This is a genomic window from Corallococcus silvisoli, assembly GCF_009909145.1.
In the GTDB taxonomy this organism is placed as follows: domain Bacteria; phylum Myxococcota; class Myxococcia; order Myxococcales; family Myxococcaceae; genus Corallococcus; species Corallococcus silvisoli.
In genome coordinates this window covers 1065953-1083027 of the sequence record NZ_JAAAPJ010000001.1, presented here as the reverse complement: position 1 = coordinate 1083027, position 17075 = coordinate 1065953, and the positions used below count along the sequence as shown (strand labels likewise).

Annotated in this window: 12 protein-coding genes; 7 read left to right on the top strand and 5 right to left on the bottom strand. The window is 70.9% G+C overall.

The features are described 5' to 3' along the window. The first annotated feature begins 76 nt into the window (after window positions 1-76). The 3 genes from GTY96_RS04315 to GTY96_RS04305 all read left to right on the top strand — a co-directional run bounded on the left by GTY96_RS04315 (window position 77) and on the right by GTY96_RS04305 (window position 6117). A complete protein-coding gene (locus tag GTY96_RS04315) occupies window positions 77-4432 on the top strand; it encodes a carbohydrate binding domain-containing protein (protein ID WP_161663920.1) in 4356 nt (1451 codons plus the stop codon). 172 nt (window positions 4433-4604) lie between these two features. After that, a complete protein-coding gene (locus GTY96_RS04310; RefSeq protein WP_161663919.1) occupies window positions 4605-5132 on the top strand; it encodes a YbhB/YbcL family Raf kinase inhibitor-like protein in 528 nt (175 codons plus the stop codon). Window positions 5133-5181: 49 nt separating this feature from the next. Beyond that, entirely contained in the window at window positions 5182-6117 is a 936-nt protein-coding gene (locus GTY96_RS04305; protein WP_161663918.1) for a hypothetical protein, read from the top strand. Between the two features lie 30 nt (window positions 6118-6147). On the opposite strand, the gene GTY96_RS04300 is transcribed toward GTY96_RS04305, so the two are convergent. After that, window positions 6148-7020: a JmjC domain-containing protein gene (locus GTY96_RS04300; protein ID WP_328700779.1), complete on the bottom strand. Its 873-nt coding sequence runs from the start codon at window positions 7018-7020 to the stop codon at window positions 6148-6150. A 263-nt stretch (window positions 7021-7283) separates the two neighbouring features. Between GTY96_RS04300 and GTY96_RS04295 the strand changes: the two genes are divergently transcribed. The 4 genes from GTY96_RS04295 to GTY96_RS04280 all read left to right on the top strand — a co-directional run bounded on the left by GTY96_RS04295 (window position 7284) and on the right by GTY96_RS04280 (window position 11371). Beyond that, window positions 7284-7553, top strand: coding sequence for a GlsB/YeaQ/YmgE family stress response membrane protein (locus GTY96_RS04295; protein ID WP_143898723.1), 270 nt, complete (start codon window positions 7284-7286; stop codon window positions 7551-7553). Between the two features lie 286 nt (window positions 7554-7839). Beyond that, a complete protein-coding gene (locus tag GTY96_RS04290) occupies window positions 7840-8634 on the top strand; it encodes a transglutaminase-like domain-containing protein (protein WP_161663916.1) in 795 nt (264 codons plus the stop codon). Window positions 8635-8940: 306 nt separating this feature from the next. Continuing rightward, window positions 8941-10098, top strand: coding sequence for a glycoside hydrolase 64/thaumatin family protein (locus GTY96_RS04285; RefSeq protein WP_143898721.1), 1158 nt, complete (start codon window positions 8941-8943; stop codon window positions 10096-10098). A gap of 25 nt (window positions 10099-10123) precedes the next feature. Beyond that, on the top strand, window positions 10124-11371 hold the full coding sequence (locus GTY96_RS04280; protein WP_143898720.1) for a hypothetical protein: 1248 nt from the start codon (window positions 10124-10126) through the stop codon (window positions 11369-11371). A 15-nt stretch (window positions 11372-11386) separates the two neighbouring features. Here GTY96_RS04280 and GTY96_RS04275 read toward each other — a convergent pair whose 3' ends face one another. From GTY96_RS04275 to GTY96_RS04260, 4 genes are all read right to left on the bottom strand, one after another. Beyond that, window positions 11387-11854, bottom strand: a complete 468-nt coding sequence (locus GTY96_RS04275) for a DcrB-related protein (RefSeq protein ID WP_143898719.1) — start codon at window positions 11852-11854, stop codon at window positions 11387-11389. A 15-nt stretch (window positions 11855-11869) separates the two neighbouring features. Beyond that, window positions 11870-12805, bottom strand: coding sequence for a cysteine peptidase family C39 domain-containing protein (locus tag GTY96_RS04270; protein WP_161663915.1), 936 nt, complete (start codon window positions 12803-12805; stop codon window positions 11870-11872). Between the two features lie 58 nt (window positions 12806-12863). Beyond that, window positions 12864-14141 carry a sigma 54-interacting transcriptional regulator gene (locus GTY96_RS04265; protein ID WP_235685405.1) on the bottom strand — a complete coding sequence of 426 codons (1278 nt, stop codon included), beginning with the start codon at window positions 14139-14141 and terminating at the stop codon, window positions 12864-12866. 120 nt (window positions 14142-14261) lie between these two features. After that, window positions 14262-17060 carry a serine/threonine-protein kinase gene (locus GTY96_RS04260; RefSeq protein WP_161663914.1) on the bottom strand — a complete coding sequence of 933 codons (2799 nt, stop codon included), beginning with the start codon at window positions 17058-17060 and terminating at the stop codon, window positions 14262-14264. Window positions 17061-17075: the final 15 nt, after the last annotated feature.

Here is a 17075-nt window from a genome sequence, read left to right as displayed (position 1 = left end):
ATGGGAAATCCAGAGTCAAACACCGGTAAGCAGTCCGGACCGGACGGCCCTCCTCCCGGCCGGGCAAGGACGCTCCATGAAAAGACTGCCGCAGTGGGTGTGGCTCGCGGTGCTCGCGGTCTCGCTGTTTCACGCGGACCGGGCACGGGCGCAGATCGCCGCCGCGCACGTGTATCACAATCACATGCCCAACTTCTGGGCGTACTACGACCTGACCCAATACAACGCGACGCCCGTGGGAGGGCCCATCCGCTACGCGTATGACGGGCAGGTCATCCAGATAAAACAATCGCCTCCGGCCAACTACACCTACTTCCTGCCGTCGGGCGCGCCCATGCCGCACGACGACCTGGTGACGTATTACTCGCACCACGCGAAGGTGGGCGCGTATCAGTTCTGGCCGCCGGACGTGGCGGCGGACATGAAGGCCAACGCCTCCACCGGGCAGGTGCACGTCACCATGTCGGGCGCGGTGGTGAACAACGTCAACGACCTGGTCACCCGCCGCAACGTGTCCGGCTATGACAACGCGAGCTGGGGCGCGACGTGGCGGGACCGCTACACCAACCTGCGCACGCCCGCGGGCAACCGCACGTTGGACCTCATCCACTTCACGGGCCACCACTCCATGGGGCCGCTGGTGGGGCCGGACTACTTCCTCAAGGACCTCATCCACCAGAACGCCACCCTGTCCCAGTCGTACTTCCTGGGCAGCGGCTTCACGTCCTCCAAGGGCTTCTTCCCCACGGAGCTGGGCTTCTCCGAGCGGCTCATCCCCACGCTGGCGAAGCTGGGCGTGAAGTGGTCCGTGATTGGCGACAACCACTTCTCCCGCACGCTGAAGGACTACCCGTTCCTGAACGACCCGGGCGCCGACACGCTGGTGTCGCCGCCCAACCGCGCGGACCTGCAGAACACCAGCACGGTGGGCGCCTGGGTGAGCGAGGGCATGGCGCACGAGCAGCAGGTCATCCGCAACAAGTACCCCTTCGCCTCCACGCCGCACTGGGTGCGCTACGTGGACGCGACCACGGGCGCCGAGTCGCGCGTCGTGGGCATCCCCGTCAACCAGAACGGCTCCTGGCTGGAGGGGTGGGAGGGACAGGCCACCGTGGACGTGGTGGGCCTGCGCAACTTCGAGGGCCTGGTGCCGCAGAAGCAGTTCTTCGTGCTCGCGCATGACGGCGACAACTCCGGCGGGCGGGCGGGGTCGCTGGACACGTGGATGAACGGCCGCGCCGTCACCTGTTCGGGCGGGGTGCAGTGCCTGGGCATCGACGAGTATCTGGCCACGAACACGCCGGTCGCCACGGACGTGGTGCACGTGCAGGACGGCTCCTGGGTGGACACGCGCGACTCGTCGTCCGACCCGCAGTGGCACCACTGGCGGCTGCCCTTCGGCATCTGGAAGGGGCAGTTCCCCGCGTTCAACACCGCCACCGGGCTCAACCTGGCGCCGAAGACGAACCTGAGCGGGCTCCAGGAAGGGATGACAGTGTCGCTGGAGCACGGCTGGCACTACCTGGAGCGCAACTTCGCGCTGCTCCAGGCCGCGCTCAACTACGCGAAGACGTCCGAGCAGATCTGGCTGGACGCGCACCCCAACCACTGGAAGCCCACGACGGCGCTGGACTCGCAGGTGACCTACGCGGGCAACCAGCTCAACCCGTGGATGCTGTCCTTCCCCGTCAAGGGCGACGCCGCCAACGACTGGGCGGGCGGCGCGAACCCCGCGGAGCTGGCCTGGTACTTCCTGCTGCCAGCCATGGACTCCGGCTTCGGGTACTACGACGAGAACACGGACGACAACGTGAAGCCGACGCTGTCCTTCAACCAGTCGCTCTACTTCTCCAAACCTTACGTGCAGGACCGGCTGGCGCAGGACCGCACGGGTCCATCCATCTGGGCGCCGCAGCGCTGGCCGTACAACCCGGGCAGCGCCAACACGGACAAGTCCGAGGGCTGGACGCTCCACCACTTCGACAACACCTTCGCGCTCTACACCTACGCGTTCGACGTCAGCGGCATCGCCAGCATCAAGGCGCGCGTGCGCGTGCACACCGCGAAGAGCATCGACCCGCTGGACAACACGCCGCGCGTCTATGACCCGGTGGCGCTCAAGGCCGCGGGCGTGGCCAACATCGACCCGGCGCGCGTGGGCACGTGGGTGGACTACCCGCTCCAGCGCCGCGAGCTGCGGCCGGTGATGAACGGCGTGTCCTGGCAGCCGGCGTACCTGCCGGTGATGCAAAAGGTGGCCGCGCAGGAGATCGGCGACCTCTACTACGTCTACCTGAGCGCCTACCGCGACCAGCTGGTGGACTTCTACATCGAGGCCACCGACGCGCGCGGCAACGTCACCCGGAGCGAGATCCAATCCGTCTACGTGGGCGCGGGCCGGTACCGCCAGGAGGCGGGCAAGTACATCGAGGACCTCAACGGCGCGGTGGCGGGCACCTACCCGTTCCTCCGCGTGGACACCACCGCGCCCTCCACGCCCACGGGGCTGGCGGCGACGCGGACGGACCGCTCGGTGACGCTGTCGTGGACGGCCTCCACGGACAACGTCGGGGTGACGGGCTACGCCGTCTTCCGCGACGGGACGCAGGTGGGCACGCCCACGGGCACGACGTACACGGACAGCGGGCTGAGCGCGGGCACGACGTACAGCTACACCGTGAAGGCGCGCGACGCCGCGGGCAACACGTCCGCGGCGAGCACGCCGCTCTCCGTCACCACCCTGCCCCCGGACACCACGCCGCCGTCCGCGCCCACGGGGCTGGGCGCTTCGGGGATCACCAGCTCGTCGGTGGTGCTGAGCTGGACGGCGGCCACGGACAACTACGGCGTCAGCCACTACCTGGTGTTCCGCGATGGCACGCAGGTGGCCACGCCCACGGGCACGACGTACACGGACACGGGCCTGTCCTCGAGCACGACGTACAGCTACACCGTGAAGGCGCGCGACGCGGCGGGCAACACGTCCGTGGCCAGCGCGGCCCTCTCCGTCACCACGGGGCTCGGGTACACGACGACGGTCTATTACAAGAAGGGCTTCAGCACGCCGTACATCCACTACCGCCCCGCGGGGGGCACGTGGACGACCCCGCCCGGGGTGCTGATGCCGGACGCGGAGGTGGCGGGGTACTCGAAGTACACGGTGAACCTGGGCTCCGTCCAACAGCTGGAGGCGGTGTTCAACAACGGCAGTGGCACGTGGGACAACAACAACGGGAGCAACTACCTGTTCCCCACGGGCACCTCCACGTTCAACGCGGGCGTCATCACGGCGGGCGGCCCGGTGAACGACACGGTGGCGCCGTCGGTGCCGTCGGGGCTTGCGTCGCCCTCGAAGTCCGCGACGACGGTGACGCTGTCGTGGACGGCCTCCACGGACAACGTCGGCGTGACGGGCTATCTCGTGTTCCGCGATGGCGCCCAGGTCGGCGCGCCCACCACGACGGGCTACACGGACAGCGGCCTGTCGTCGAACACGGCGTATGTCTATACGGTGAAGGCGCGCGACGCGGCGGGCAACACGTCCGCGGCGAGCACGGCGCTCTCCGTCACCACCAGCGCGGGCAACACGGCGACCGTCTATTACAAGAAGGGCTATGCCACGCCGTACATCCACTACCGCCCCGCGGGGGGCACGTGGACGACGGCGCCGGGCGTGGCCATGGCGGCGGCGGAGGTCTCCGGGTATGCGAAGCACACGGTGGACCTGGGGTCGGCCACGCAGCTGGAGGCGGACTTCAACAACGGCAGTGGCACGTGGGACAACAACGGGGGGCTCAACTACTTCTTCCCCGCGGGGACCTCCACGTTCAACGCGGGCGTCATCTCCGCGGGCGCGCCGTCCACGGACACCACGGCGCCCACGGTGCCGTCGGGCGTGACGGCGGCGTCGAAGACGGCGACCACCGTGTCGCTGACATGGACGGCGTCCACCGACGCGAGCGGCATCGCGGGCTATGACGTCTACCGCGACGGCTCGCTGGTGGGTTCGCCCACGACGGCCAGCTACACGGACACGGGGCTGACGGCGGGCACGACGTACAGCTACACCGTGCGGGCCCGGGACACGGCGGGCAATGCGTCCGCGCAGAGCACGGCGCTGTCCGTCACCACGTCCACCAGCGGGGCCACCGTCACCTTCAACGTGACGGCGAGCACCGTGGTGGGACAGAACGTGTACGTGGTGGGCAGCATCGCCGCGCTGGGAAGCTGGAGCCCGGCGGGCGCCATCCTGCTCTCACCGGCCAACTACCCGACGTGGGGCGCGGCCGTCTCGCTGCCGGGGTCCACGGCGGTGGAGTACAAGTACATCAAGAAGGACGCCGCCAATAACGTCACCTGGGAGAGCGGCGCCAACCGCACCCTGACGACGCCGGCCACGGGCACCGCGACCGTGAATGACACCTGGCGCTGAGTTGACGACCTTCACGGCGGGCCCGGTGCACGCGGCCCGCCGTGAAGTCCCGATGACTCGGATTGGCAGGTGGCGCGTTCCCTCCACCGTGTGACAGTCCGCGCCCGGGCCGCGCGCCTTCGGGTGCGCGGAGGGTAGTCTCCCGTCCTCCCCTCTCACCGGAGCCCACCCCATGAAGACCAATCCCTACGACGCCCTGCCCCAGGTGCCCTCCTTCACGGTCACGAGCACCGACGTGCGCGACGGGCAAGCGCTGGCCACCCCGCAGCTCAGCGGCATCTTCGGCGCGGGCGGCCAGGACGTGTCTCCTCAACTGGCGTGGAGCGGCTTCCCGGAGGCCACGAAGGGCTTTGTCGTCACCGTCTACGACCCGGACGCGCCCACCGGCAGCGGCTTCTGGCACTGGGCCGTGGTCAACCTCCCCCCCTCCACCACCAGCCTCCCCTCCGGCGCGGGCGCACAGGACGGCAAGAAGCTGCCGGCCGGCGCCTTCCAGCTGCGCAACGACGGCGGACTCGCCGGGTACATCGGCGCCGCGCCACCGCCGGGCCATGGCGCGCACCGCTACTTCATCGTCGTTCATGCCGTGGACGTGCCGTCGCTCGACGTCCCGAAGGACGCGTCGCCCGCCCTGCTGGGCTTCAATCTCTTCACCCATACGCTCGCGCGCGCCACGCTCGTCGGAACGTACGGGCGCTGAGCACCCGCAGGTGCGGCGGGCGACCCTGGCTTCGCGCTAGCGTCCCCCCATGGTCCCCCGCCTCATCCCTGTCGTGGCCCTGCTCCTCCTGGCGAGCTGCGCGAAGCCCGCCTGGAGGGTGCGCGCCATTCCCCGCGACGCCATCCAGCTTCCACGCCTGGAGCCCTCCGTGGAGCTGGAGCTGCCGCCCCGAGGCTCCGTCGTCTCCGCCTCGCTCGGGGACGGCACCCCGCTGTGGCTGGTCCACCGTGAGGATGGCACCGTCTCCGTCTTCTCCGCCCTCATCCCAACGGCACATGCCGTGGCCTACGCGGGGACGATTGCCTGGATTCCCACCATGCGGCGCTTCAGCGGCACCTACGTCTGGGACGACCACGGCAGGGTCGTCGGCAACCATGGCTGGGATATGTGCATCGGTCCATGCCCCGAGGACAAGGACATGCCCGACGAGGCAAGGGACATGGACTCCTTCCAGGTCGAGCGCATCCAGGCAGCGCCTGAACGGATCCGCGTGGGCCGCCCAGTCCCGGGCTCGTGGCGGGAGATTCCCCAGAAGCCCCGCCCCTCATGGTCCGCGGAGCCGTCCTGGGTACGCCTCCACCGCCTGTCCGTCGCCGAGGCCCTGGCGATGCCCGAAGGCATGATTGTCGCCGTCGATGCCGCGCTGGTGCTGGCCAGCGCCGGGACGCCGCGAATCTGCCAGCGGCCGTCGGGCTTCTCGTGCTGCCCCAGGGGGTCGCCCCGGCTCTATGACGTCGAGGGCATTCCCATGCGGCACGTGGGTCCTATGGTCTATACCCACAGCGTCCCTCTGCTGCGCCGCTACCGCGACGGCTTCGTCCAGTATGAGCCGGGGAAGAAGCTCGGCGCTCCTGACAGCGTGGGGACCCTGGGCGACACCGTGCCGAGGGCCTCCGAAACCTGGGACCCCGCCAAGCCTCCTCCCGTGGACCCCTGCGAACAGGCCTCCACGGGAGCCCCTTGAAGCCCCCGCGGCGAGCGGACATGCCGTGACTCAACCCGGCAGCAAGCCGCGCGCCCTTCGCACCACGCGCTCCATGCCGCTCTTCACGTGGTCCAGCGGCAGGAAGCGGTTCACGGGCACCGGCTGATAGCCCAGCGGCCCCAGGCGCTTGCGCAACGCATGGTTGGCGCGCAGCGCGCGCAGGTGCCGCGCCGTCTCCCGGGTGTTGAAGATGATGGACAGCGAGATGGAGACGTCCTCCATCCCGTTCTTCACGTAGTGCGGCGCCACGAAGGGGATGTGCAGCGCGTCCCCGGGACCGAACGCGTAGCGCGTCGCCGTCTGGTCGAAGGTCTCCCGGTAGCTCACCTTCGAACCCGAGCGCGCGACGAAGGCCTCCAGCTCCGCCGCGGGCACCACCTGCTCATCCCAGGCCTTCGAGACATGCACCGCCTTGCTGCCCCGGAACTGGAGGAGGAGCGTGGAGTAGCGATCCAGGTGGAACGGCGTGACGCTGCCGGGGGACGCGATGAAGAGGTAGAGCATCGGATCCACGGCGGTGGTCCCCACGCCCTGCTCCCGCATCAGGTCCTCCACCTCCGCGAGCATCGCGCGAAACAGCTCGTGGAAGCTGGGGTCCTGCTCCGGCGCGCGAAGCATGATGTACGAGTGGCTCGTCATCATGTTCTCCACGGTGTCCTTCAACGACAGACCGGTGCGGTAGTCCACGTGCGCGCGGTCGAAGTCCGCGTCCTTGGGCAACAGGCCCGAGCTGAAGAACACGTTGTCTGAAGGCAGCCGTTGCACCACGCCCGCCAGGTTCTCCAGCTCCAGCGCGGGGTGTCCCAGCAGCGTGTGGCGGCACCGGAAGGACTCACGGTCGAACAACAACGGCGACCCGGCGGAATCAAAGATGTGCTTCACCAAGATGAACTCCTGGCCGCGTGACGACGCGGTGTTCACTCGATGCCAGCAGAGCGTGAACACCTCGTCAAAATGGGGCGTTTTGCCCCGCGTTTCCGTGGGGCGTTCTGCCCCACGACGCCTGCGCGACCGCCTGTCTTGAGAGGGCATGCACGAAGGAGCCTGGCCGCCTGCTCTCCAAGGCGACGCCCTCCAGGGAGGGGCGAGCGTCGCCGGGAATCGTGCACAGGTTGTGTCTCATCACCTCGATGGGAGGAATGACAATGGCGTTGGAAGCAATCCTGTTGTGGGCGGTCATCGGCCTCATCGCGGGGTGGCTCGCCTCCGCGGTGGTGGGCGGCGGTTACGGCGTCGTCGGCGACATCGTGGTGGGCGTGGTGGGCGCGTTCCTGGGCGGCTTCATCTTCCGCGCGCTCGGCACCGGGGCCCCGTTTGGCGGTCTGGCCGGAACCATCTTCGTGGCGTTCATTGGAGCGGTGGCGCTGCTGTTGATACTCCGGGTCATCCGGTCCGCCACGGTCCGAAGGGTCTGACCCCTCCGGACCGGATGAGTCGTGGCGTCCCTTCTCGCGCGGGCTCACGGGCCCGCGCGAGAAGTGTTTCAGGGGGTGATGACGCCAGACATCGGACACCGAACGGCTGTCATCAGGCGACACGGCGGGACGCGGCCTGTCACCGGTGAGCACCCAGCGTCGCGTGATGGAATCTCGCGGGTTTGCCTTTCACGCCACCCGGGCGTGAGGCTGGCACGCGTCCTGCTCATGGGTCCCGGCATCCCTGTCGGCTCCGGCCGGCGCTGCTGCCTCCGAGGACCCCACCATGGCGCTCGCTCCCCTCTCCCGTTCGTCCGTCGCCAGCCCGTGCGCGCAGCGCTCGCCCGAAGCCGCGCAGGCCGGCCAGCGCGTCGTGGTGAAGGTCGTCAACGCGGACGGCTCGCCCCTGAAGACGCTGGATGCGCAGAAGCAGCCCCGGGAGCTGGCGGCCCTGCTGAAGCAGTTGGGCCTGTCGCCCCAGTCCCTCCAGAAGACCGCGCAGGGCACTGGCGGCGCGTGTCAGAAGCAGGCCGCGCACCAGCAGTTCCAGCAGGCCTACCAGCGCGACAGCTTCGAGCCGGCCAAGAGCCAGAAGCCGTCGCCCACGCCTCCGCCCGCCCAGGCCCAGAACACCCCCGCGCCCGCGCAGCCCCAGAACGCCGCCGCGCCCGCCCAGGGAGCCAAGGGCCCCTCCTCCGGCAAGAGCGCGGATCAGGTGGCGCAGGACATCGCGAAGGAAGCCACGACGTGGAAGTACGACTACACGGGCGGCAAGACGTGGGACGCCGCGATGAACAACGCCCAGAACTTCGACACGTCGAAGGCAGGCGTCTGCGTGGACATGGCCATCGAGGCCGAGCAGCGGTTCGAAGCGCAGGGCGTGGACGCGCACGTCGTCTTCGGCAAGACGGCCGAGGGCGACCACGCCTGGGTCGAGTTCAAGGACGACCAGGGCGGCTGGCAGGCCTTCGACCCCACCGCCGCGGCCTGCACCAAGAAGGCCGACGACGCCATCACCCCGTACGACGGCGGCCCCTACCACTACCAGGGCGTCACGGAGACCCACGAAGCCGTGGCCTGAGCGCCCCCCTCGCGGCGCCCCTCGCTCCCGCTGTTCAAACGACCCGGACTTCCACCTTCCCCCAGGTGGAGGCCCGGGTTTGTTCGTGGGCCCGGGCCTGATGACGGCAGACATCAGCGGCCTGACGGCAGTCACCAGGGACAGGGCCTCCAGCCCCCACCGGCCTGCCGCAACTCCCTGTCATTCCAAGGGGTTGCCCGACACCAGAGCGCGTGAACTCGCTGGCACGCGTCCTGCTCTAGCCCCCCACATCAGCCGAACCGGCCGGCGCCCCCGCCGACCCATCCAATCTCGAGGAACACCGCCATGGCGCTCTCCCCTCTGTCCAAGTCCTCCGTTGCCAGCTCCTCCTTCTCCCCCCGCACCTCCGCCGCCCAGCTGTCGAGCCCGGTGGCGCGCACCCCGGCGGTGACGGCGGACGCGGTGAAGGGCAAGGGCGGCCCGGGTTCACTCCAGGGCCTGTTCCAGGCGGACGGCTTCGACGGCGCGGCGGGCGCGGGCAAGAAGGGCGCCCTTCAGGGCAGCCCCCTGGAGCAGCTGAGCGAGGTGGTCCAGGCGCTGACCCAGTTGGTGCAGATGCTCGGCAGCCTGCAGGGGCTCGGCGGCGCGCAGCAGGGTGGCGTCCCGGGCACGGAGGGAGCGGCGGGCGTCGGTCAAGGTGGCGGCGAGGGCGCGGACTTCGGCGGCGCGCCGGACCTGGGCGGCGAGGGCGCGGACTTCGGCGGCGTGCCGGACCTGGGCGGCGAGGGCGCGGACTTCGGTGGCGCGCCGGACCTGGGCGGCGAGGGCGCGGACTTCGGTGGCGCGCAGCAGGCCGCCGCGGCGGAGGCGGCCCCGGCCCCCGCGCAGTCGGCTCCGCCGGCCGCCCAGAAGCAGCCTGCCGCTTCCGGTGCCCAGGGCGCGGCTCCGGCCGCGGGCGCCTCCAACGGCAAGAACACCCTCACCCTCAACAACGACGGCGATAAGCCGATGACGGTGAACTTCACCCCCAACGCGGGCGAGAAGGCCGTCGACTCCGTCACGCTGAAGCCCGGTGAGAGCAAGACGGTGCAGTTCCCGGAGGGCTGGTCCGGCAACTTCCGCAGCGACTCCGGTGACGGCAAGAACGCGACGCTCGGTGAAGTGAAGTTCGGCGGCGGGTTCGGGCAGACGTACTACGACGTCAGCTACATTGAGGGCCACAACGCCGCGATGACCATGCAGCCGGAGGCCGGTGGCCGGAAGTCGGGAACGATGGAGGACCTGCTCGCCTCCGCGCCTGACTCCGTGAAGGCCAAGGGAGCGAACGGCGAGGCGTACGGCATCAAGAAGAGCACCACCTCCAACGTGCAGGATCCGGAGGTGGTAGACTTCTTCCGCAAGCACGTCGGCGCGGATCAGGGCTACGTCATCCCCACCGACGACGCGAGCACGCTGGGCAGCAGCGACAGCAACCTCGTCGTCCACATGAAGAACCTGGCCTGATTCCCCCCACCCGAGGCCCCCGCCCATGAGCATCCGCCTTCCGCCCAGCCTTCCCCGTCCGGGTCTGCCCCTCCAGGGCCCCAAGGACGAAAAGGGCGAGAAGGCCCCGGCGGGCGAAAGCAGGACGCCGGGCAAGGCCACCGGGAAGGGCGCCGCTGGCAAGGGCGTCGCCCTCAAGGGAGGCGCCTCCGCGAAGGGCGGCGCGGCGCAGTCCTCTGGCACGGAGGGCGGATCCGCGCGCTCCGCCGAAACGGAGCGCGGTAGTGGTGGTGGCGCGCAGGCCGCGAAGCAGCAGGACGGGATGGCGCCCAGCACCCAGCGCGGCGCCGGCGCGGCGGGCTTCGGAGGCCTGGAGCAGCCGCCTCCGCCCTCCGCCCAGACGCTCCCGTCCGCGCCTCAGCCCCAGGCGCTGGCGCCGCAGGTGGAGGTGGCCCCGCTCCTGACGCGTCAGGCGCCCACCTCCGAAGCCCCTCGGGAGCGCACCGCCACGGAGGGCCGGTCTCCGGACACCGCGAAGCAGGCGGCGGAGAGCCGCGCGAAGCTGCGCGTGGCCCTCCTCAACCGGCTCCACCGGGGACTCACCGAGGTGGAGAAGAAGCTGTCCGCGTTCCTCGCCAACCCGGGCCGCCAGGGCGTCGTCACCCTTCCGGTGGTCCTGAGCGAGAGCTCCGTCACCTACGAGTGGTGGAAGACGGCGAACGCCGTTCCCGACGACCGGGCCTACCTGGCCCAGGCGCTGGGCGAACCCAACACCGTGGACGACGCCACGCTCCTGCGCACGCTGCGCGAGGAGATCCACCAGGCCTTCGGAGAGTTCCAGCGCACGGCGCCGGGCATCGAGGCCCGGAAGCAGTACGACGCCGTCCTCCAGAAGTACGAGGCCGCCCGCATCCAGCCCGTCATCTCCGGCCACGACACCGGCCCGCTGGTGGAGGAGTGCGCGCGGCTGGGCCTGACGTGCGAGCGGGACTTCACCCGCTCCCTGCTCCTGTCCCCGTGGATGCTCGCCATCAGCCAGAGCCCGGACGAGGGCTCCTCCACGCAGGTGATGGTCGCCGGCCTGACGCTGCCCCAGCTGGGCGCGCTGGTGGGCCACCTGCGGCGGCTCAACCCCATCCTCAGCAACGCCCAGCTGCGCACGCTGCTGCTGCGCGCCTCCACGGACCTGAAGCTCGCGCTGCGCAAGGCGCTGGGCCAGCAGGAGGTGGAGCAGGTGCAGGAGCTGGCCCGCCAGCTGCTGCGGCTGCGCGCCGTGGAGCACCTGGTCGTCTGAAGCCCGGGGCCGGGCTCAGGCGCGGAAGACGGTGGGCCGCAGCGCCAGCGCCACCGTCGGATCCAACGTCACGGACGCGAGCAGCGACTCCGCCACGGACCGCGTCGCGGCCAGCCGGTGCGCGCGCTGGGTGTACGTGAAGGTGAAGGCCACGTCGTCGCGCAGCACGTAGAACTGGAGCTGCGCGAGCTCGAGCGAGTGCATCTGGAAGGTGTACTCGCGCACCACGCCGGAGTTGGCGCCGAAGGTGGCGTGACGCTCCGACAGCTGGAGGAAGTCCTGCGCCCCGCGCACGCCTTCCAGCATGCGCGCGGCGAACCGCTCCAACGTCTCACCCGGGACCGCGGGCTCCAGCGACACGACGAGGTTCGCGCGGAAGCCGTCCTCCTCCGGCCCCACCGCCACGACCTGGCTGGCGTCGAACCAGCCATCAGGCAATGAGACGCGCAAGGGCCCGTGGCGGATGGTCCTGGGGGCGGACATGGGAGGTGGAAGCCCTTAGGAGGATTCGCGGCCGAAGTTGCCCATCGCGCGGGAGCCACCGCCGTCGGTGTTGCCGAGCGCGACCGCCTTCTCCCCGCCCTCCTGCGCGGCCTGGGCCTCGGAGGCGCCCTGGGCGCTCTCGACGATCATCATCCCGCCGCCCTGGTGCTGCTCCCAGCTCTTGTCGACCGCGTTCGCCAGCTTGTCGGCGTCCACCGCGACGTTCTTGCCCGTGCTGGGGTCCTTCACCAGGTAGCGGCCCTGGTCGTCCTTGCCCTCCACCGTGACCCAGTGCGCACGGCCCGTTTCCCCGCCCTTCGCCGTGGGGTCCACCACGGACGAGTCCACCATCACCGCGGCCTTGCCGCCGCCGCTCAGGGCCTGGTCCAGCACGCCCTTGTCGAGCGTGGACGACGTCTGCGTCACCTTCGCGCCCTGGTTGGCCAGCATGTTGGACAGCTCATGCGGCGTCGTGCCCTTGCCGTCGGTGAAGCGAGACTCCAACGCGTCCATCTTCTGCGTGTTCGACTCGGGCTGCGTCTTGCTGGTGCCCAGCTCGTTGCCCAGCATCACCGCCACCGCGGAGCCACAGTTGTTCTCCTTGGTCTGCTGGATGACGTCCGGGTCCTTGCCCACGTCGTCCCAGCCGCCAATCTCCGGTGCCTGGGGCGCACCCGCCAGGCCCACGCGGAAGCTGGAGTCATCCAGCGGCGCACCCGCGGCCGGCTGGAAGCGGTTCGCCCACGTCTGCGTGAGCGCCTCCGCCGCGAACGCGTCCGTGGCCTGCTCCGCCTGCACGGGCGTGGCCGTGGACTCCACTCCAGCGACGACCTGATCCTGGGACAACCCCACCTGCTGCGCGGCGGCCTCCGGTGACGGCTGACCGGGAGGTGTCACGTCCACGCGGGACAGGATGGAACGGAGGAGGTTGGAGGGAAGGCTCACGCTCACGGGAGGCTCCGGAGGGGGGGGATGGGGGATGCCATCCTACCCGGGTTGCCGCCCCGTGTTAAGGGTCCCCGGACGGATCCAGCCCGTGCTTGCGCAGGAGTTTCCGAAGGTAGACACGGTCGATGTCCGCCTCGCGGGACGCCCGGGAGATGTTGCCTTCGCAACGCTCGATGAGGTTCTTCAGGTAGTCGCGCTCGAAGCCCTCGATGAGCTGTTCCTTGGCCTCCTTGAAGGGCAGGTCCAGCTCCGGGCCCCGGCGGCCGGACGCGTCCGGGGGCGGCTCCAGGTCCGGCAGCGCCTCCTCGCCCAGGTTCACCACCTGCTCCACCACGTTGCGCAGTTCGCGCACGTTGCCCGGCCAGGGGTACTGCATGAGCAGGGCGCGCGTCTGGTCCGACAGGGCGCTGGGCGGCCGGCCCATCTGCTTGAGCATGGTGTCGATGAGCAGCGGGATGTCCTCCGGGCGCTCGCGCAGCGACGGCAGCGTGACGCGCAGCACGGCGAGCCGGTGGAAGAGGTCCCGGCGGAACTTCCCCTGCTGGACGGCCTGCTCCAGGTTCACGTGCGAGGCGGCCACCACGCGCACGTTCACCGTGAAGTAGTCATTGCCGCCCACGCGCTTCACCTGCCGGCGCTCCAGCACGCGCAGCAGGCGCGGCTGCAGCTCCAGGGGCAGCTCGCCAATCTCATCCAGGAAGACGGTGCCGTTCTGGGCGCGCTCGAAGGCGCCGGCGCGGTCCGCCTGGGCGCCGGTGAAGGAGCCCTTCACGTGGCCGAAGAGCTCGGATTCGATGAGCGTGGAGGGCACGCCCGCCAGGTCCACGATGACGAAGGGCCCCTTGGCGCGAGGGCTCTGCTGGTGGATGGCCTCCGCGCACAGGTCCTTGCCGGTGCCCGTCTCGCCGTGGATGAGCACGTCCGCGCCGCCGGGGGCCAGCCGCTCCAGGAGCGTGAAGGCCTCGCGCATCTTGCGGCTGTGGCCCACCAGCGCGCCGAAGCGGTCCCGCGAGGAGAGCGTCAAGGTGCGCTCGCGCGTGTCCTCCGGCACCAGCTTCAGCTCGGTGGAGCCCACGGTGACGACGCTGCCGGGGCGCAGCTCCATCGCGCTGAAGCGCAGGCCCTCCACGAAGGAGCCGTTGTGGGAGCCCAGGTCGGTCGCGAGCACGTGCTCGTCGTGCACCTCCAGCCGCAGGTGCTGGCGCGAGACGGCCTTGTCGGTGAGGACGATGTCGCACGTGGGGGCCTTGCCCAGCACGTACGTGCCCTGCTTGAGCGCGTGGGCCTTGCCGGCCTCCGCGCCCGAGAGCACCCGGAGCAGCATCCGCACCGGACCCATGCGACCCCGGTTCAGGGTGGCCGTGGCGTCCAGGAGCGCCTCATCCTCGTCTGGCGGCAGCGACACGCGGCGGGACGCTAGCACGCCTCGCCATCGCCGCCAGCAGGCCGCTCGCGGGAGCTACTGACGCCGGGCACGCGGAGGCTTGCGAGCAGGCGGGCGCGGAGCCTCCTTCGGAAGGGACTGGAGCCACGTGTCCACCTCGCCCACGCGCTCATCCATCCCCGCCTCGCTGAAGCGCCCCCGGGCCCGGGTGGCCTCTCCGCGGGCCTGGGGGGACTGCCCCGTCTGGTACAGCGCGCGCGCCAGCGCGAAGCCCGACTCCGCCAGCGCATCCGCAGGCGCGGACGCGAAGGACACCGCCAGTTGGAGGGGCTCCACGGAGTCGCGCGCCCGCCCCAGGCCCAGCAGGGCCTGTCCCACCCCGTCATAGGAGGGTTGCAGGCCCTCGTCGCCTTCGGGGAGCAGCTCGCGCTTGAGCGCGAGCGCCTGCTCATAGGTCTTCAGCGCGTCGTCGTAGCGCTTCATCCCCAGCTGGCACATGCCCACCTCGTCCAGCGCCTCCGCGGTCTGCGGGCTCTTCCCGCCGTGGAGCGCCTGGGAGATGTCCGCCACCGCCCGTGCGTGCGGCAGCGCGCGGTCCGGCGCCCCGGCCTCGCGCAGGGCCAGGGACAAGAGGCCGTGGCGGCGCGCCATGTCCGGGTGCACCGAGCCCACCGACGCCTCGGTCTGCGCGAGCGACGCCTCCAGCAGCGGCAGCGCCTGCTTCGCGTCGCCGTTGCCCAGCAGCAGCCGCCCCAGGAGGAAGAGCGCCCGCGCGCGCTTGGGGTGCGGCGACGGCAGCGCCTTCTCATAGAGGGCCCGCGCCTCCTCCAGCCGCGCCCGGGCCTCGTCGACGTGGCCCTGGGAGATGGCGAGGTTGGCCTGGTTCACCTTCACGTCGGCTTCGAGCACGGGCTCGCCGCCCACGCGCTGGAGGGTGGCCTCCGCCAGCTGGCCCCAGTTGGCCGCCGGGTCGAAGTGCTTCTGGCCGTCCTCCACGAAGAGCAGCTTGTTGAGGATGGCGACCTTCAGCCGGTCCGCCCGGCCCGCCTCCGCGTCGAACACCGCGCGCGACAGGAGCCTGGCGGCTTCGGGGGACTGCCCCGTCTGCTCCTGGAGCCAGCCCAGGTGGAAGCGCATCTCCGCCTTCAGCGGCAGGTAGCCCGTCTTCTCCACGGGCGCCTCCAGGGCCTTCACCGCCGCGAGCGCCGCCGGGAAGCGGCCCGCGTCCACCTGCGCGCGCACCTCCGACAGCTGGTCCTCCAGCCCTTCAATCGTCTCTCGGAGCGCGGGGTCGGAGGGACGGCGCTGCTGTTCGGCCAGCGACTCCACGTCCTCGCACTCGTGCAGCGCGGGCAGCGCGTGCGCCATGTCCACGGCCTTGTCCACCATGGCGGCGTCCGCGCCCGCGAGCAGGTCCACCGTGGCCCGCAGGTCCTTGCGGCGGCGCTCCAGGCACACCACCTGCCGGTCGAGCTGCTCCTCCGGCTTCACGCCGCTCACGCGCGCGTCCTCGCACGCCTGGACACGCTGGTGCTTCCACGCGCCCGCGTACTGCTCCAGCACCTGCGCGGTGCGCAGCGCCATGGCTTCGGCGTAGGGCCTGCCGGTGGCGTGGAACGCGGACGCCAGTCGCGCCTTCGCGTCCGGCGTCCAGACGGCATCCATCAGCGAGCCCGCGTCCGCGCAGACATGGGACTGCTGCCAGACCACGCCCGAGGCCACCGCCAGCGTGGCGGCCATCGCGCCGGACGCGCCCACCCAGCGGCGGCGACGTCCATGGCGCTGCTCCTGGGAGAGCGCGTCCAGCAAGGCCTGCATGGAGGCGAAGCGCGCGTCCGCGTCCAACGACAGGCCGCGCAGCACCGCCTGCCGCACCCAGCCGGGCACCTTCGCCTCGCGCGGCGGCTCGCGGATGAGCGCGGGGGGCGGCGCGATGGGCGCGCGGGCGGGGGCCGGGGCCAGGGACTGCGTGCCGCCCAGCGACTGCGTGCCCTCCGCGTCCACGCCCGGTTCGCGGCTGGCGGAGGCGTACGCCTTGATGCTGCCCGGGTCGAAGGGGCGCGTGCCGTAGAGCGCCCCGTACAGCGCCGCGCAGAAGCTGAACTGGTCCGTGCGCGCGTCCAGCTGCGTGCCGCGGAACTGCTCCGGGGACATGTAGTTGGGCGTGCCCACCAGCAGGCCCGCCTCCGTGAGCGTGGTCTCCAACATCCGCCGGTCCGAGGACTCCAGCAGCAGGGCCTCCTCCGGCGACGCCGCGGCCTCTGGCCCGTCCCCCACCTGCCGCGCCAGACCGAAGTCCGTCACGTAGACGCGCCCCGCGCGGCTCACCAGCACGTTGGCGGGCTTGAAGTCGCGGTGCACCAGCCCCGCGTCGTGCGCGGCCTGCAGCCCGCGCCCCGCCTGGAGGTAGCGCTCCAACACCTCGCGCCAGGAGGGCTTCGCCTCCTTCAGCCACGAGCCCAACGTGCCGCCGTCCACCAGCTCCATGGCGACGAAGACCTGGTCGCCCCACATGCCCACGTCGAAGACGGGGATGACGTTGGGATGGGAGACGCGCGCCATGGCCTGCGCCTCGCGCAACAGCCGGGCCCGCGCCTCCTCGCTGTCCTTCTGGGCGTTCGGGTGCAGCAGCTTGAGCGCGACCTTGCGATCCAGATCCGGATCATACGCGGCGTACACCACGCCCATGCCGCCCTGCCCCAGCCGCCGCAGCAGCAGGTAGCGGCCCACCTGCGGAACGGGCGGGACGTCCTCGGCGCGACGGGGCCCGGAGCCACTTCCCCGCCCCGTGCCACGGCCCGTGCCTGCCCCCGAACGCGCCGAGTCCGACGGGCCCGTGCCTGAGCTTCCCCTTCCGGTGTCTCTCTTCGTCATGGGCGGCGCACCTGG

Bases quoted from the DNA above. Each gene is read 5' to 3' on its own strand.
- GTY96_RS04260 (WP_161663914.1), bottom strand. From the start codon at position 17,060: ATGACGAAGAGAGACACCGGAAGGGGAAGCTCAGGCACGGGCCCGTCG.
- GTY96_RS04305 (WP_161663918.1), top strand. From the start codon at position 5,182: ATGGTCCCCCGCCTCATCCCTGTCGTGGCCCTGCTCCTCCTGGCGAGC.
- GTY96_RS04290 (WP_161663916.1), top strand. From the start codon at position 7,840: ATGGCGCTCGCTCCCCTCTCCCGTTCGTCCGTCGCCAGCCCGTGCGCG.
- GTY96_RS04275 (WP_143898719.1), bottom strand. From the start codon at position 11,854: ATGTCCGCCCCCAGGACCATCCGCCACGGGCCCTTGCGCGTCTCATTG.
- GTY96_RS04265 (WP_235685405.1), bottom strand. From the start codon at position 14,141: ATGGGTCCGGTGCGGATGCTGCTCCGGGTGCTCTCGGGCGCGGAGGCC.
- GTY96_RS04310 (WP_161663919.1), top strand. From the start codon at position 4,605: ATGAAGACCAATCCCTACGACGCCCTGCCCCAGGTGCCCTCCTTCACG.
- GTY96_RS04295 (WP_143898723.1), top strand. From the start codon at position 7,284: ATGGCGTTGGAAGCAATCCTGTTGTGGGCGGTCATCGGCCTCATCGCG.
- GTY96_RS04280 (WP_143898720.1), top strand. From the start codon at position 10,124: ATGAGCATCCGCCTTCCGCCCAGCCTTCCCCGTCCGGGTCTGCCCCTC.
- GTY96_RS04285 (WP_143898721.1), top strand. From the start codon at position 8,941: ATGGCGCTCTCCCCTCTGTCCAAGTCCTCCGTTGCCAGCTCCTCCTTC.
- GTY96_RS04315 (WP_161663920.1), top strand. From the start codon at position 77: ATGAAAAGACTGCCGCAGTGGGTGTGGCTCGCGGTGCTCGCGGTCTCG.